This is a genomic window from Microbulbifer mixtoriginis (SeqCode) (assembly GCF_052466715.1).
This window is the reverse complement of record NZ_CP174288.1, coordinates 4,210,047-4,227,556: the sequence shown is the minus strand read 5'-3', so window position 1 is coordinate 4,227,556 and position 17,510 is coordinate 4,210,047. Positions and strand designations below refer to the sequence as shown.

The window sequence follows — 17,510 nt, the reverse complement described above, 5'->3', positions numbered from 1 at the left end:
GGTCGTGTCCATAACAAAGTTACTGAAATTCACCCTACTCGGAATACTGGTAGTCAGTCTGGCAGCGTGCCAAACAACTAGGCGCACCCTGAATCTGGATACCAGTGTCGAGCTCTCGGTCAACATCCGCAATGACGTCAATCCGGATGATGATGGTCGTGCATCGCCGGTGGTAGTGCGCGTGTTTATGCTGGCAGACGACCGCCAGTTTGCTCGAGAGGATTTCCTTAATCTTTATGAAAATGCGGAATCCCGTCTCGGCAAGGATCTCCTTGATACCGTTATCCTGAAGGAGTTCGCACCTGGTGAGCAGCGTGTGGAAGAGCTGCCTTTGACTCCAGAGGTGAAGTACATCGGTTTATTGGCAGAATTTGTGCAGTATCAAAAAGCCGATGCACTCATGGTGCTGCCGATAACCGACCACAAAAAGAATAGTTATCAGATTGCCTTGGCCGACACGCGTATCGGCACACCCGATAATATCGCCAAGCGACGCCGAGGCATTGTTTCACCGCTATCTCGCAACGATACCAGTGGGAAGAAGGGCGACACGGTGACAATTTCCAGTGAAGACTATGACTTGATGAAGAAGCGTCTTCAGGAAGCGGAAAAATCTAAATAGAGCGTCGCTCAGCACAGGTTTAATTAAGCCCACTTCAAGTGGAATTGGGTTTTAAAAGGAAGACATATGTCGGTTAACAACAAGGTGATCTGGAGTGAGGGCATGTTTTTACGCCCTCAACATTTCCAGCAGCAGGACCGCTATCTCGAACAGTTAGTTGAGGCTCGCACAGCTTCGCTGGGGCCCTATACCTGGGGTGTGCTGGAGCTGGCGATCGATAGTGAACCGCTCTCTATGGGAAAGATATCGCTATCCCGTGTACGTGCGATATTTCCCGATGGTACGCCAATTCTTGCACCGGAAAATGAAATCCTACCGGATGTCCTGGATGTGCCGGTTAACACCCGTGATGAGATCGTCTATCTATGTGTACCGATGAAGCGTCCCGGCAGCCAGGAATCCATCCGTGACCAGGAAGATTTTCCCCAGGCGCGCTACCAGACAGCAAACTTCGATGCGCGCAATAGTGCCGCAGCCTCCGGGGAGTCTGCCCGTATCCAGGTGGGCAAACTGCGAGTGTGTCTCAAGCTTGAGAGCGATGATCTCAGCGGATACGCGTCTATTGGTATCGCTAGAATACGCGAACGCCAGCCGGAGAAACCGGTCGAGTTGGATGCAGACTATATTCCGCCGCTATTGAATGCAGAGACTTCAGCGGTAATCAAAGCCTATATCGAAGAGGTTAAAGGCCTGTTGGATCACCGCGGCTCCGCGCTGGGACACCGCCTAAGTGATAGTGGCCGCAGTGGCTCAGCAGAGATTGCCGATTATCTGTTGCTGCAGGTTATTAATCGTTTTGAACCTCTATTAAAACAGATCACTGCTCAGCCACGCCTACACCCGCACAGTTTGTTTGTGGAGTTACTGCAATTGGCTGGTGAGCTGTCGACATTTACTTCATCGACCAAGCGCCCGCCGGAAATCCCCAGTTACTCGCACGAAAACCTACAACTCAGCTTTGCTGGGTTGTTTTCAGCCCTGCGCCAGTCGCTCTCAACAGTTCTGGAGCAGACTGCTATTGCCATGGAGTTGGTGCAGAGAAAGTTTGGTATTTATGTGGCCCCGGTTTCCGATCCCTCGCTACTGAAAACGGCCAGTTTCGTGATGGCCGCTAAAGCTGATATGCCCGGCGACCTGTTGCGCAGTCGTTTCCCCACGCAGGCCAAAGTGGCGCCAGTGGAAGCTATCCGTGAGTTGATTTCCGCTCAGCTGCCGGGATTGTCATTGCGCCCCTTGCCAGTGGCGCCGAGACAAATTCCCTATCACGCGGGTTTTACCTATTTCGAAATGGAGCGCAGCGGTGAGCTTTGGCAGGCCATGCAGAGATCTGGAGGCTTTGCGGTGCATCTCGGCGCGGATTTCCCGGGGCTGACCATGGAGCTCTGGGCCATAAGGAATAATTGATATGAGCAACGACAGCTTCAGCACTCCACCGTCGCCCAATGCAGGTGACAGGACCGTAATGATTCCCACTCCAGGTGCCGCAGCTCCGGTGCAGCCCGGTTCATCTGCACAGCCGCAGTTCTTTGCCAATCCCGGCAGTTCAGCGGATATGCAGATTCGCAATAGTTTGAATCCCCTGGTCTCCGCAGCCTCCAAGCTGCTGGGGGTGATTATCAAGCTGCGCACAACCATGAATCACTCCAATGTGCCGGATCTGCACAAGCGGCTGACCAAGGAAATTCAGGCATTTGAGCGGGAATCCAAACAGCTGGGCCTGGCCCCTGAGGCAGTGCTTACCGCGCGCTATCTGCTGTGTACCGTTGTGGATGAAGTGGTGTTGACTACGCCCTGGGGTACGGCGAGTGGTTGGAGTCAGCACTCGTTGCTCAGCCTGTTCCACAAGGAGACGTTTGGTGGTGAGAAATGTTTTTCCATTCTGCAGCGTATGCTGGAAACCCCTGCTTCCCACCTGGAGTTGTTAGAGCTCTTTTATCTTTGCCTCAGTCTCGGTTTTCAAGGCAAGTATCGCTTGGTGCAGCGGGGCCACGAGCAGATTGAGCAGATTCGCGATGAGCTTTATCGGACCATAGAGCAGCACAAATCGGCAATGGACCGTGATCTCTCTCCCCACTGGCAGGGTTGTGTCGAGCGCAAGTCGGGCCTGATTCACTACATGCCTTTGTGGGTGATTATGAGCGTCGCACTGGGGTTGTTGGTTGCCACCTACAGCGGCTATCGCTGGTGGCTTTACGAAATGACCACCCCTGTGGCTGACCGAGTAGTGGAATTAACAGGCAGTGACAGCGAGCCCCCGCAAGGGGAAGGGTGACACTCGGACCGAATTGATCCGGTGCCGACTGAGCCCGGGAGATGGAGCTATTCATGAAACGCTTGCGCGACTTTTTTACCAATAAATGGGTGCTTGGCATTATCGGCCTCGCAGTCCTGTCTGTTCTGATTTGGTTTGGGGCGGACTACATCAAGTTTGGCAGTGATAACGCCACACTGTCCCATACAGTTCGCATTACCATCATCGTTTTTATTTTCGCAATTTGGTTGGTGTGGAACCTGAGCCAGTGGCTGGTTGAACGGCGCCAAAACCAGGCTCTGATTAAGGGCATTGAAGAGTCTCAGGAGAGTACCCAGGATCCGGATGAAGAGCATTCCCTCGAGGAGCTTGAGGCTCTATCGGGGCGTTTCCGCGAGGCCATGGATGTATTGCGCAACGCCCGCTTTAAGTCAGAGAAGGGCAAGGTGTCCCTGTACCAGCTGCCCTGGTACGTCATTATTGGTCCACCTGGCTGCGGCAAAACTACTGCGCTGGTAAATTCAGGATTGGAATTTCCCCTGGCGCAAAGCCACGGTAAAGAAGCCCTGGGGGGAGTTGGCGGCACGAGAAATTGCGATTGGTGGTTTACCAACGATGCAGTTTTGATCGATACCGCCGGCCGTTATACCACTCAGGACAGCCACCGGGTTTACGACAACAGTGCCTGGCGAGCATTCCTCGGATTATTGAAACGCTATCGTCGTCGTAGGCCGATTAATGGTGCCCTGGTTGCCATCAGTTTGCAGGACCTGATGGTACAGACCGATGAACAGCGCCAACATCAGGCCAAGACGATTCGTTCGCGAGTGAATGAACTCCAGCAGGAGCTGGGTATACGTTTCCCTATTTATCTCACCTTTACCAAGTGTGACTTGGTAGCGGGCTTTAGTGAATTTTTTGACAACCTTTCACAGGCGGAGCGCGAGCAGGTCTGGGGTATGAGCTTTCCCCGTGAAGCCAATGCCACTGTCGGCGCGCCGTTGGATAACTTCAGGGCCGAGTTTAACCAGCTGATTGAGCGCTTAAATCAGAGAGTGCTGTGGCGTGTGCACCAGGAGCGCAATGTTGAGAAGCGCGCGCTGCTGCAGGGATTTCCCGCCCGCATGGAGAGTTTGTCAGATATTTTAGCGGACTTTATCAAGCAGACCTTCGAGCCAAACCGCTATGAAACTGTGCCTATGGTTCGCGGTATATATTTTACCAGTGGTACCCAGGAGGGCAGCCCGGTAGACCGTATGATGGCTTCGGTAACAGCGGATTTTGGCCTGGAGCGCAGTGTTGGGCCCAAATTCCAGGGGGTTGGAAAAAGTTTCTTCCTGAATCGCCTGCTCAAGGATGTGGTATTCCCCGAAGCTGAATTGGTGGGGGTCAATCGCAAGGTAGAGAGCGCTAACCTATGGTTGCGCAGAGGGGTATATGTCACTTTAGCTGCGGCATTTGTGGGTTCGATCTTTCTCTGGAGTGGCAGTCTCGCATCCAACAAATTGTCCATGGGTGAAGTCAATGACCACCTGGCGGCCTATGAGCAAGCCGAGGAAAAGCTTAAGGGCAAGAGGCCTACACCGGCGAATGTTTTGCAGATGCTCGAACCCTTGCGGCAGGCGACTTCGGTGTATGACCGCGAGGAGCACCCCTGGATCTCCAATCTGGGCTTGTATGACACCCGTATAGATCAGACGCTGGATAACCTCTATCGGCAAAAGCTTGAAGAGATCTTTTTACCGGCGCTATTGCGAGATATTGAAAGTAACCTCAGTCGCTTGGGGAGTGATGACCCTGCACTGGTCAGTACCCTCAAAACTTATCTGATGTTCTTCAACCCGGACAAATTGGACATCATGACCGTTGAGGGCTACTACAGTGCCCGCTGGGAACGCCAATTACCCGGCGAAGCTCAGGAGCAAGATAATTTACGCTACCACCTCGATCAATTGTTGGCGCGTCCAATACCTGAAAGTGTTCAACAAAATGAGCGTGTAGTGGCTCGCGCCCGCCAACAGCTGCGGCGCATCCCTGTGCCGCAAAGGCTGTTTGCGCAATTGCAAAATAGCGATCTTGGGCAGACCTCTGTCGACTTGTATCAGGAAATCGGCGGTGATACCCAACAGGTGTTTGGTGTGAGAGCTGGCGATTCACGCTTTAGTATCCCCTTCCTATATACCAAGGCGGGTTATAAGGACGTGGACTTTGGTGCAGATTCCCAGTTGATGACCACTATGGCGGATGAGCGCTGGATCTACGGTGGGGAACTCAGTGGTGAGGACTTTACCGAAGCCGACCGGACGAAACTTGGCGAGGATGTAAAGCGTATTTATCTGGGGGAGTATCTTCAGCACTGGCAATCCTTCCTTGGCGGTTTCAGCATTCGCAGATTCAACAGCACTTCCCAGGCGCTTGAGGTTCTCTCAACCCTGTCAGACCCCATTTATTCCCCATTGCTGGCAATCACGGAAATTACTTCGGATAACACACGCCTGACATTGCGACCGGAGCTGTCGGTGGATGCCAAGGGGGTGCCTTTACCGGTATCCAGTACAACTCGTCGACTCGGTGGTGCGGCACTGGATAGCGCGGCAGGGGCGTTGAAGGACCGCTACAAGCCTAATATTGTCGATGTGCGCTTTGAGGAAATACAGCGCATCACACAAAGCGAGAAAGGCAGACCCGCACGGGTTCAGGAGTATCTCCAGACGATCAATAAGATTCAGGAATATCTGACTGAAATTGACAGTGCTCCAGACTCCAATGAAGCGGCGTTCGCCAGTGCCAAAGCTCGTTTTGCTGGGGGCGGCGATGCGATTAAGCAGCTAAGAGTCAAAGCGGCCAATGCGCCGGCGCCTTTTGATAAATGGCTGACCGAAATTGCTGACAGCACTTGGGCTCTGGTCATGTCGAAAGCCAAGGGGCATCTAAACCGGGTATGGCGTGAGCAAGTTTATCAAAGCTACGCCAGCAGCCTGGCAAATCGCTATCCGCTGCGCAGTGACCGGGACCAGGAAGTACCAGTTATTGAATTTAATCAATACTTCAAGCCTGGGGGCATTGAGCAAAAGTTTGTTACTGAATACTTAAAGCCTTTCGTCGATACAAGAAATTGGAAAGTGAAGTATGTGGAAGGGCAGGGTATGAGCCTTTCAACTGAAACGCTGTCCCAGCTGCGTAGAGCGGAGAAGATTCGTAAGACCTTTTTCAAATCGGGAGAAAGCGCAGCTTATTCTTTCCGTATAGAGCCAACCAAGCTGGATTCCAGTGTGCGCCTGTTTGAACTTGAGCTGGGAGATCAACGTGTTCCCTATTCACATGGCCCCAAGACCAGTAAAAAACTCACCTGGCGCGGTGGCGAGAGTAATCGGGTGCGGATTATCTTTGAAGATCTCAATGAAACCGTACACCGTAAACATTTCGAAGGAGATTGGGCTTGGTATCGACTTCTTGCAAGCTCAGATCTTGAGACAGGGCGAAGCAATGCGGAGCGTTTGGTGACCTTCTCTGAAGAAGGGCGGAAAGCACAATTCAAACTAGTGGCTTCGAATATAAATAATCCTTTCGATCGCAGTTTACTGCGTGGTTATCGGTGCCCGGAAACTCTGTAGTAGGGAGTGAGTGACTTGCAAAGCAGCATAGGTATCTTTGGCAAGCTTCCTGGACATGGGGATTTTATCCAGCGTCAGCTTCCAGCGAGTTTCGTCAGGGTGTGGGATGAATGGCTGCAGCGTGCAGTGCATGGCTCCCGAGAAATAATGGGTGAAAGCTGGCTGGACTATTATTTGACCAGTCCGGTCTGGCGCTTTGCCCACAGTAAAGGAATCATTGATGAGAACCCCTGGGTAGGGGTTCTAGTGCCTAGTGTGGATAGTGTGGGGCGTTATTTTCCTTTGACTATCGCCGCACCGTTGCCCTCTTCTATCGACATAATTAACTTTATGTCAGATGCAGATAGGTGGTATCGGGAACTTACAGAATTGGCTGTCAGCGCACTGCAAAATATGCTCCATGCAGATCAGTTGTTCGAGGCCTTTAGTGAGGTGCCGGTAGAACTGGGGCAGCTGGCTACAGCTGCAGCACAGAGTGAGTTCTTTGTCGCGAGTAATGATGCCTCGGGTAACGAAAAGCGCTACGCGGGGTTGCTCGGACAGGTATGTCGTAAGCAGTTCGCCAGTTACAGTCTGTGGTCTTGCGAAGGATCACAGCATCTAGCCCCAACCAGCGTGCTTTGCCCCTCTTTACCCAGCCCTGAATTTTACTGCTCTATGTTGGGTGCCAGTCAGTAAAGACAGTGAATAAATAGGTAAAGGATATCTAGTGTGAAGCAAATAATAGTGGCTTTAAATAGTAATAAGCATCGGCGGCATAGTGTGTTAACCGGTGATATTTCACACAGTGAAACTCGACATATCTGTCAAGTGTACCTACCCGAGTTCACGGCTCTAGCTGGAGAATGTCCGATCATATTTTTAAAGTCTCAAGAAGAGAATGTCCTGGAAAGTTGTGCTTTATTAGGTATAAAACCGGGGCAGAATCTTTTTATTCAGCAGGATAAATGGTTGGGTGGTTATATCCCGGCAACATTGAGAGCTTATCCATTTTACTTGCATTACAAAGATCAACTGGAAACAAATCCAATAATTTGTGTGGATTCATCCTCTCTCTCACTTGGTAGCTTAGATGGAAATAGAAGTAGGCTATTCGATGATGAGGGGCAAGCGACAAATGCATTATTGCAGGCCAGAAACTTACTGAGTGGAATTCATCAGCAGAAATCAAATAATAAAGAGTTTATTCGTTGCCTCACTGAGATGGAACTCTTTCAGGAGCAGGTAGTGGCAGTCGATTTACCTGGTAATACCAAACATCGATTAACCGGTGTATTTTGTGTTACTTCAGAGCGTATGAATGCATTGGATGATAATGACTTCTTACGCTTAAAAGAACGTGGCTATTTAGCTCCAATATACGCTCATATGCTGTCTTTGCATCAGTCAACAAATTTAAGCCGGCTATTCAAAAAGTATCAAGCGAGGCTACTTCACTAGAGGGTTAAGGCTAAACAATAAAAACCCTATTGTTTTTAAACCATTTGAGCTTGGTGAAGCAATGGCAACTTACTCCAGATGCATTAAAGCTCATGGCATAAGTGAAATTAATTGAGTAGCCTATTTAGGAAAAAGCTACCAGTGTACAGGGCTCTTTGGTTGTCCAAATATCCGCCAACCTATCTATAACTGCAGGAAGCAAGGGTTAAGGTATGTCATATATCGTGGTATTTACTGGGGAGATTAGAGCACTTTTTGAGCGGCGAAAGGCAATATCAGCCCTGGGTAGCGAGTTTGGATTTAGTTTTACACAAATTAAAGCGCTTATGGCTAGCAGCCGCTCACAGCTTAGAAAGACTGCAGATCGTGCAGAAGCCTGTCGTTTTGTTCAGAAATTATGGGTGGCCGGTTGGCACTCCAAATTATTTTTGGACTCTGACTTGTTGCACTCTACTAAAGAATCCGTTGAGCGTGGTGCTTCTCATTTACCTGTGGTTATGGGAAAACTCCACTGTGAAGGCTCGCAGCTGCAACTGTGCGCACCGCGTAATTGGGTAGTTTGTAATAATTTGAATCCAAACGCTGAAATTCAGGCTGGTGATACCGAATTAAACCGGTACCTGATTGTATTGGAGCAAAAGCGAACTGAACTTCCCGAAGAGCTAAACCTCACGGACTATGCCGAGGCTCAGATGCAGCAGTGTTTGAGCAAAGTATCTAATGGCAACCTTCTAAGTGGCCCACAAGTGCTAGAGCGCGATTGGCAAATGGGTTTGTTGTACGAGATGAGTGCTAATGTCGGCAAAGATTCGGTTCAATATATGGTTGTTTTTTTTCGTGGCAAAGGGAGTTTCTATACCCTTTTTCTATGGACCTCTTTGCAAAGCTTTGCACAAGCAAAAACAGAATTTATTCAGATAGTGGCAAGTTTTCAATGCTCTCCGGAAAGTGAGACTACCGCAGAAAGTAAGGCCTCAGCTGTAATTGCTGTGTAATTGTCTTGTCAGCGGCTGTAAAATCTAAAAAAATAACAAAAAATATTTGTTTAATGTTGTGCGCTGTGCACTTTTTTTAAGGTATTGCGATTACATTGTGTCATTTGCCTTGATTAGATCTTTACAACGTGTACTCTTCTCGGAAATCTTCTTGAAGGAATTGATTGGGTAGAAGGGACTTTTTTCATGGCATTCCCAAATACAATAAATATCGAAGAACTCACGGCTCCTGTTTCTTCAGAGAGCCCTGTCGGTGAGGATATTCGGGAGGATCGATCACCGACCTCTGATTACTACTCCATCAAAGATGCACGAAATAGTGCTAGGGCCGCAGAGCGCTCGGCCATGTTTGATGACACAGATTCTGATCTGCTGGCCCCTTGGCGTGATGTGGCAAAGGCCGCAGAAAAGATTCTGACAAAGAAAAGTAAAGATCTGGAAGTGGCTAGCTGGTATACAGAGGCCCTAATTCGTCTCCATGGTTTTAGTGGTCTCAGAGATGGCTTTCTATTAATTGAGCAGCTGGTTACCAATTTTTGGGATGGCCTATACCCAGTTCCTGATGAGGATGGTATTGAAACTACGGTTGCACCACTGACGGGCCTTAATGGTGATGGCGGTGACGGTACGCTAATGATGCCGATCCGTAGTGCACCAGTAACCCCGGAGGGGGATTACGGAGATTTCTCTTTTTTCCAGCATCAGCAAGCCCGGGATGCAGATCGTATCGCAGATGAAGATGCTAAAGCGGCCCGCATTGAGACTCTGGGATATAGCCTGGAAGATGTAGATCAATGTGTGAACAGCGCGACTAATGAATGGGCTAAGAATCTGATAGAAACTATAGAAGCTACTATTAGCAGCTATAAAAATATCAATGGTACTTTGCGCTCTAGTTGCGGTCACGATGCACCGCCATCAACTAATATTTCCTCTCTACTGGATGAAGTATTGCGTACAGCGAGATTCATTTATAAGAGTCAGCTTGATGCGCTAGCACAGAGTGAGTCACCGGAAGTAGCTGAAGACACACAGAGTGAGTCCCCTATCGAGGAAGCTGTTCCCAATGTGGTATCAACAATAGTTGCGAATGCTATTGCTGCACCCACCGGACCGGTTAGCTCCCGAGAGGATGCTCTTAAATTACTAGAACAGGCCGCGAAATATTTCCGTACCTACGAGCCACATACTCCTTTGGCTCCAGGATTGGAGCGATTAATAGGCTGGGGTCGTATGACAGTCTCTGAATTGATGACTGAGTTACTACCAGATGAGCAGTCCCGAGCCCTATACTCCCAGTTGACAGGTGTTCGTCTCGATGGAACGGATACCCAACGTTATGTAGCTCCGCCGGTAACGAGTAATACCCCATCACCAATTCCAGCTGCATCTGAGCCAGCATCAACAGCCACTGAAGCTGCATCTGCAGCTGAGGATAGCTGGGGTGGGCAAGCACAAGAAGAAGCCAGCTCGGGTTGGTAATTAATTAAGAACAGCAGTCCCTAAATCTAGGAAGGAGACCTGAGATGTCTGAGAGTATCCACAATAAACTTAAGCGTGTGCGCAAACCACGTGTACATATAACTTATGATGTTGAAACCAATGGTGCGGAAGTTAAAAAGGAACTTCCCTTTGTTGCTGGTGTAATGGGCGACTACTCAGGGGATAACACCGAAAATCGCAAAGCATTGAAAGATCGTAAGTTTGTTCAAATTGATCGCGATAATTTTAACGATGTAATGACCAAGGTTAATCCAAAACTGAATCTTCAGGTGGAAAATACCTTATCTGGTGATGGCAGCAAAATTGGTATTGATCTCGATTTCAATCATATGGATGATTTTTCTCCAGAGAAAATCGTCGATCAGGTTGAGCCGCTGAAACAACTCTTGGAAGCACGCAGTAAATTACGTGACCTTCTCAGTAAGGCAGACCGCTCTGAAGAACTAGAAAAAGTTTTAGAAGACATCCTGAAAAGTACGGAAAATGTCGGTGCTATTTCCGAGCAGTTGGGGTTGAACAAGGATAAAGGAGAGGACTCAGAATGAGCACAGAAGTAGAAAATGTTGCGGAAGGTGAAGCTGAGGAACAATCGGTCAACCTATTGGAGCAGGCTATTGCCGCGACCAAACAAACAGAACCGCAGGAAGCCCAGGATCTGATCGCAAACCTGACAGAGCAGGTTTTAAAAGGAACCGTAACCTGGGATCGTAACCTTACCCAGACAATCAAAAAAGCAGTCAGTGCAATTGATCAGGCTATGTCTAAGCAAATGGCCGCTATTCTGCACGATGAAAAATTCCAGAAGCTTGAAGGTTCCTGGCGCGGACTGAATCATCTGGTGATGAATTCTGAAACCGGTGCAACCATGAAGATTCGCATGCTCAATTTGAGCAAACGCGAATTGTTCCGAGACCTGGATAAAGCGGTTGAATTTGATCAGAGCCAGACCTTCAAAAAGATTTATGAAGAAGAATTTGGTATTGCAGGTGGTGAGCCATACGGGTGCATGATAGGTGATTTCGAATTCACCAGTCACCCTGAAGATATCGAGCTTCTGAGTAAAATGTCCAATGTTGCGGCAGCGGGTTTCTGTCCGTTTATTGCTGCAGCCGGTTCCGGTATGTTTGGATTTGATAACTTTACCGAACTGTCGAAACCCCGTGATCTCGGTGGGATTTTTGAGTCAGCTGAATATATTAAGTGGCGTAGTTTCCGAGATAGTGAAGACTCTCGTTTCGTTACTCTGGTTATGCCACGGACTCTGGCCAGAACTCCCTATGGCGCAAATACCAAGCCAATCGAAGCTTTTGACTTTGAAGAGTTTGAAGTTGATGAATCTGGAGTTTCACGCCCTGCGGACCACGACCAGTACTGCTGGATGAATGCCTCTTATGTAATGGGCACCACCATGACCAAGGCCTTTGCTGAGAATTCCTGGTGTACAGCCATTCGTGGTGCCGAGGGTGGTGGTAAAGTGGAAGGTCTGCCCTCACATATATTCAAGAGTGATGACGGCGATATGGACCAGAAATGTCCAACAGAGATCGGTATTACTGATCGCCGTGAAGCCGAATTGAGCGCTCAAGGATTCTTGCCGTTATGTCACTACAAGAATACCGATTACTCTGTATTTTTTGGTGCTCAAAGTGCGCAAAAACCAAAAGCCTATGACGATCCGGATGCTACCGCGAATGCGGCGATTTCTGCACGTCTTCCCTATCTGATGGCTACTTCAAGAATTGCCCATTACCTGAAAGTAATGGCGCGGGACAAAGTTGGCTCCTTTATGGAGGCTAGTGATTGTGAACGCTGGTTGAATAAGTGGATTACTCAATACACCAACTCAAATCCGGACGCAAGCCCAGAGATGAAGGCAAAGTATCCGCTTTCAGAAGCTCGAGTTGAAGTGAAGGAAATTCCGGGTCAACCTGGGTGCTACAGTGCTGTTGCCTACCTGAAGCCCTGGTTACAAATGGAGGAGTTGACCACCTCCATGCGTATGGTTGCCAATATCCCATCTGCCGGATAAAAACCTGTGCCCGCCTCGGAATAAGGGGCGGGCAATTTTTTGAAAAGCCTTCATCAAAGCTTTAAATTACTTGAAACTGTAAGAAATGCTAATGGGAGTTTTCCGGTGCCCTGCGCAACAAAAAAAGAATTTACAGAAGATTATTTAGATATTTTACCGGAAAATTTAGCGAGTGGAGATCAGGGTGAATTAAAGCGTTTTTTACGCGAACCAGACGAACTATTCTCTTTTGAATACTGGTTAACAGAAATATGTCCTTGTCCAAAAAAGGAGAATTTTTCTGTTCGCCAATATTTGAGTCGTATTATTGTTGAGCTTGATGAGCTTATATGCGATCAAGTTAATCGGATTCTTCATAACCCTCGTTTTCAGCGTCTAGAGGCAAGTTGGCGTGGTCTATCAATGCTGGTATTTGATACACCACATTCAGACAATATTAAGATAAAACTGCTAGATGCCAGCTGGAAAGACTTGAGCAAAGATATGGAGAGGGCCCCAGATTTCGATCAGTCTGGACTTTTTCATTTAGTTTATAACGAAGAGTTTGGTACTCCAGGTGGAGAGCCCTTTGGTTTGTTAATGGGAGATTATTATATCTCGCATCGGCCGATGGCAGATCACCCTTACGATGATATTTTTACTCTGCAGGGCATAGCCCATACAGCCGCCGCCGCTTTCGCGCCATTTATCTGTGCTGCGACACCTCAACTTTTTGGCGTCGATCATTTTGATGATTTGGCCAAGCCAATTCGCTTCTCTGAGGTTTTTCGTCAAAAAGAATATATACGCTGGAATAGCCTGAGAGATTTAGAGGATAGTCGCTTTATAGCCATTACTTTACCTCAAGTACTTATGCGCGAGCCCTATAGCCTAGAGTTTTCAGAGTATCGTGGGTTGAGATTTGAGGAACAGGTTAGCGGATCTCACAACCGGCGATATCTTTGGGGGAATTCCTGCTTTGCTATGGGGGCAGTACTGTTACGCGAATTCAGTGAAGTTGGTTGGTTTTCCCATATTCGCGGTGTTGCACGGGATCATCTTGGCGGTGGATTGGTGACTCAGCTGCCCACCCTGGCCTATAAGCCGGACAGCCGCCCCGGTATGGTTAAGATGACCACTTCGATTCTGGTTACAGATTTTGTAGAAAGGGACCTATCAGAACTGGGTTTTGCATGCTTGAGCCACTGTTATGACACGCCATATAGTGCTTTTAATAGTGTGCCCTCTCTGCAGAAAGCTAAGCAATATACATCGAAAGCGGCTACGGCGAATGCGCGTATTAGTTCTATGCTGCAACAAATTCTTTGCGCCTCACGTTTTGCTCACTATATCAAAGTGATGATTAGGGATAAGGTGGGTGCCTATATGAATGCTGCTGATTGTGAGCGCCAGCTTCAGCATTGGTTGGACCAGTATACTACTGGGCGAGATGATTTATCCTGGGAAATGTTGGCACGTTACCCCCTGCGTGAAGCTCGAGTTCGTGTGGCGGATGAGCCTGGCAAAGTAGGTAGTTATCAAAGCGTAATTCATCTTAAAAGCCACTATACGGTGGATCATTTGGTCTCCGAGCTCAAGCTCACTACGGCTCTGGCAACGATAGGTGTTGGGGCTTCATAGAATTATGGCAAGAGAAAAAAGACTGTTAGCCCCAGTGCTAGATCGACTACTTGAATCATCTAGTAAAGTAAATGTTCACCAATCCCATCAGATTTTACGCCAGCTACGTGAAGGGGTTAGGCGCGACCTGGAATATTTATTTAATACACGTTATCGCTGTATTTCACCACCATCTGAACTGCGGCACTTGGAAGAGTCAAATATCAATTATGGTCTGCCAGATCTGTCTACTGTCAATTTATCCTCATTAGACAGTCGAAAACAATTCTGCCGGGATATTGAGAAGACAATTTTACATTTTGAACCAAGAATTCGCTCTGTAAAAGTTACCACTCAAGATAAGGTAGATGTGGAAGATCCCAGCATACGTTTTCGTGTAGAAGCAGTATTGCATGTTAATCCTGCATCTGAGGTTATCGTATTTGACTCTGCCTTAAACCCGGTAACACAAATGGTAGACGTGTCTGAGATTATGTAATGAGTGAAAAATTAATAGATCTCTATGAGCGTGAGCTCGCATTTATTCAGCAAACATCCGCTGAGTTTGCCCGTATGCACCCTGCAGCTGCATCACGTCTGCAGTTAGATGCAGATACCGTAGATGATCCGCTTGTGGGGCGTTTGTTGTCTGGTTTTGCATATATGAATGCCAGGGTTCAACAAAAACTTAGTGATGATTTCCCTGAACTTACAGATGCAATGCTGGAAACATTGTATCCACATTATTTACGACCCATTCCATCATGTGCGATCGTTCAATTTGAACCGGATTCAGACCTTGATGCAATAACGCAGGTTGATGCAAAAACGTTGTTGGAAAGTGACAGCTTTCAGGGACAAACTTGCAGGTTTACAACTTGTTATCCGGTGGAAATTAATCCGTTTCAACCGGTCAGCGCAAGCTTAATGCCACGCCCGTTTATTGCTCCTGGTTGTAATGAGATTCAGGGAGCAAACGCCGTTCTTAAGCTCTCCCTTAAAGCTTTGAGTCCTGATCTGAGTTTTACGGAGATGAATCCCGAAAAAATAAGATTCTTCTTGCGTGGTCAAGCGACACATGTGTATAGCCTCTATGATCTGCTTTTAACCAAATGTGTAAAGCTGGTTGTGGCAAATGGAGAGAGTGATCCAAAACCGACTTTTCTATCCCCAGAGGATATTTGCCAGGTCGGGATGAATGCAGAAGAAGGTTTACTACCCTATCCAGATACAGCATTCATCGGTTACAGGTTGCTTACTGAATATTTTGCTTTCCCCGAAAAATTTCTCTTCTTGGATATTGAAAATTTACAGGGGGCTTTGAATGATAGTTATGCAGATACATTGAACCTGTATTTTTATCTTTCAGAGACGCATGAGGAACTGGAAAAACAATTGGTTCCAAGTATGTTTGCACTCGGCTGTACGCCTGTTATTAATTTATTTAAGCAGAGTGCAGATCCTATACCGCTCACCCATACCCAGTATGAATATCATGTTATAGCAGATGCTCGTCGTAGCGATGGACTGGAAATATATTCTATTGATGAAGTGGCGGCGACAGACGGTGATGGTGAAACCACTAAATATAGACCTTTCTACGGGATTAAGCATAGCCAACACCACGCGGAACAGTCAGCATTTTGGTTCAGTCGCCGTCGTGAAGTTATAGAAGGGGAGCATCGCAATGAGCAGGCTTCCGAAGTTGATTTGAGTCTCGTCGATTTAGATTTCAATCCGCATAGGATTAATGATCAAACACTCGATATTAAATTAACTTGCTGTAATCGGAATCTGCCTAAGAAGTTACCCAGTGGCAACTCTCAACCTTATCTTGAAGTAGTTGATGGTGATGTCCCAGCGAAACGAATTAGCTGTGTTGTGGCACCAACAGCGACATTGAGGCCTCCGAGGAGAGAGCGAGGCTACTGGAAGCTGATATCACACCTGAACTTGAATCATCTCTCCTTATCTGGAAGTCAGGGATGTGATGCCCTCAAAGAAATTTTCAGACTGTATGATTTTAGGGATTCAGCCAGTACTCGTAATTTGATTGAATCTTTATTAAAGCTGAATACAAAACCCATTACTGCTCCTATCCAGATTGATCAAAGCGTCGTTCTTTGTCGGGGAACTGAGGTAGAAATTGAACTCGACTCGATGATGCTCACTGGCACTAGCCCTTTATTATTTGCCAGCATCATTGAACGTTTTCTTGGCTTATATTGTTCTATTAATTCATTTACTAAATTGATTGCTACGATGAGTGGCAGAGATGGAGAACTTAAAAGATGGCCACCTCGCGCCGGCGAAAAAGCTTTACTGTAATAGAGCGGCTGCGTCGAGAGCCCTATCATTTCGAATTCTATCAGGCGGTGCGTATCCTGGAGCGTGCTGTGTCTTTGGCGGATGGCGGATTTTGCGATGAACCTATTGCTAGTGCGGCTCCACCAGCGAAGGAAATGGTTCGCTTCAGCGCCCAGACCGGTTTATCTTTTATTGGCTCAGACGTTTTACGTTTGGAAAAAAAGACCAGTAATAATGTAGAAATACAAGATAAAGAAGTTAGTCAATGGCATATGGAGGTTGGCTTTACTGGTCTTATAGGGAGTCAGGGTGTAATGCCCTACTACCTGACGGAAATAGTTCAAAAAGAGCTCAGAGAAAATAATACCGCTCTGCGGGATTTTCTCGATATGTTTAATCACCGTCATACTTCGCTACTTTATAAAGCATGGTATAAATACCAATTGCCTGTGAACTATGAACGCCAGCGTTTACGCAATGAAAGGGTTCCAGATATTTTTACACAGGCGATTGCCTCTTTGGCGGGCCTGGGTACTAGCGAGATGCGCTATCGATTGCCAATTCCCGATGAAGCTCTTTTGGGTATGGCAGGCCATTTGGGGCAGGGACGTTGCTCTGCAGCTGCGCTGACCAGCATGATTAAGCATTTCTTTGGTTTGGATGTCGCTATAGAGCAATTTCAGGGGCAGTGGGATGAATTACCGAAAGACATTCTCTGTCGCCTACCTTGTGATGAAGCTCCCAGTGGAGTAAATAACTGTCTAGGGGTAAACACAATTCTGGGTACGCACTGTTTCCAAGCTCAAAATAAATTTCGGATAGTCATCGAACCAATGGCTTATGAGCAATTTATGACTATTGCCCCGGGAACTCAGAAACTGGAATCCCTTAAAGCCTTTATCAAACTAAGTGCTGGGATTGAGTTGGACTTCGAGCTATCAGTATCTTTACCTGCGCAACAAGTTTCGCCTGTTCAGTTAAACAAAAAATCTGATCATGAACCTCTTTTAGGGTGGAATACACATATGGCCAGTGAACAGGAATCAGCAGAACTCATACAGATTACCTTAAGTGCTGAAAATATGTCGCCTGATGAAGCCTTGCCAGCAGCATAATTGTTCATTAACAATAATTTTTAAAAGGATCTTTT

General features: G+C 47.5%; 14 protein-coding genes. All 14 read left to right on the top strand.

The window, feature by feature from the left end:
- Positions 1-4 precede the first annotated feature (4 nt).
- Positions 5-622, top strand: a complete 618-nt coding sequence (gene tssJ, locus ACJJH9_RS18710; protein WP_444887806.1) for a type VI secretion system lipoprotein TssJ — start codon at positions 5-7, stop codon at positions 620-622.
- Between the two features lie 66 nt (positions 623-688).
- Entirely contained in the window at positions 689-2,026 is a 1,338-nt protein-coding gene (gene tssK / locus ACJJH9_RS18705; RefSeq protein WP_444923655.1) for a type VI secretion system baseplate subunit TssK, read from the top strand.
- 1 nt (position 2,027) lies between these two features.
- Positions 2,028-2,894, top strand: coding sequence for a type IVB secretion system protein IcmH/DotU (gene icmH / locus ACJJH9_RS18700; protein ID WP_444923654.1), 867 nt, complete (start codon positions 2,028-2,030; stop codon positions 2,892-2,894).
- A 53-nt stretch (positions 2,895-2,947) separates the two neighbouring features.
- Entirely contained in the window at positions 2,948-6,487 is a 3,540-nt protein-coding gene (gene tssM / locus ACJJH9_RS18695) for a type VI secretion system membrane subunit TssM (RefSeq protein WP_444923653.1), read from the top strand.
- A 15-nt stretch (positions 6,488-6,502) separates the two neighbouring features.
- Positions 6,503-7,165 (top strand): type VI secretion system-associated protein TagF, encoded by a 663-nt coding sequence (gene tagF, locus ACJJH9_RS18690; protein ID WP_444923652.1) that lies wholly within the window; start codon positions 6,503-6,505, stop codon positions 7,163-7,165.
- A gap of 33 nt (positions 7,166-7,198) precedes the next feature.
- Complete coding sequence (locus ACJJH9_RS18685; protein ID WP_444923651.1) at positions 7,199-7,927, top strand: SapC family protein; 729 nt, start codon at positions 7,199-7,201, stop codon at positions 7,925-7,927.
- Between the two features lie 212 nt (positions 7,928-8,139).
- Positions 8,140-8,922: a hypothetical protein gene (locus tag ACJJH9_RS18680; RefSeq protein WP_444923650.1), complete on the top strand. Its 783-nt coding sequence runs from the start codon at positions 8,140-8,142 to the stop codon at positions 8,920-8,922.
- Positions 8,923-9,108: 186 nt separating this feature from the next.
- The gene (gene tssA, locus ACJJH9_RS18675) at positions 9,109-10,404 is read left to right on the top strand and encodes a type VI secretion system protein TssA (RefSeq protein ID WP_444923649.1); all 1,296 of its coding nucleotides are present in this window, start codon (positions 9,109-9,111) and stop codon (positions 10,402-10,404) included.
- Between the two features lie 44 nt (positions 10,405-10,448).
- Positions 10,449-10,970, top strand: a complete 522-nt coding sequence (gene tssB / locus ACJJH9_RS18670; RefSeq protein WP_252084227.1) for a type VI secretion system contractile sheath small subunit — start codon at positions 10,449-10,451, stop codon at positions 10,968-10,970.
- Positions 10,967-12,454 carry a type VI secretion system contractile sheath large subunit gene (gene tssC / locus ACJJH9_RS18665; protein ID WP_252084228.1) on the top strand — a complete coding sequence of 496 codons (1,488 nt, stop codon included), beginning with the start codon at positions 10,967-10,969 and terminating at the stop codon, positions 12,452-12,454. The genes tssB and tssC (ACJJH9_RS18665) overlap by 4 nt, the downstream gene beginning before the upstream one ends.
- Positions 12,455-12,559: 105 nt before the next feature.
- Positions 12,560-14,074: a type VI secretion system contractile sheath large subunit gene (tssC, locus tag ACJJH9_RS18660; protein WP_444887811.1), complete on the top strand. Its 1,515-nt coding sequence runs from the start codon at positions 12,560-12,562 to the stop codon at positions 14,072-14,074.
- 4 nt (positions 14,075-14,078) lie between these two features.
- Positions 14,079-14,552 carry a type VI secretion system baseplate subunit TssE gene (gene tssE / locus ACJJH9_RS18655; RefSeq protein WP_444899256.1) on the top strand — a complete coding sequence of 158 codons (474 nt, stop codon included), beginning with the start codon at positions 14,079-14,081 and terminating at the stop codon, positions 14,550-14,552.
- Positions 14,552-16,381, top strand: a complete 1,830-nt coding sequence (tssF, locus tag ACJJH9_RS18650; protein WP_444923648.1) for a type VI secretion system baseplate subunit TssF — start codon at positions 14,552-14,554, stop codon at positions 16,379-16,381. The genes tssE and tssF overlap by 1 nt, the downstream gene beginning before the upstream one ends.
- Positions 16,345-17,475: a type VI secretion system baseplate subunit TssG gene (tssG, locus tag ACJJH9_RS18645; RefSeq protein WP_444923647.1), complete on the top strand. Its 1,131-nt coding sequence runs from the start codon at positions 16,345-16,347 to the stop codon at positions 17,473-17,475. The genes tssF and tssG overlap by 37 nt, the downstream gene beginning before the upstream one ends.
- The last annotated feature ends 35 nt before the right edge of the window (positions 17,476-17,510 follow it).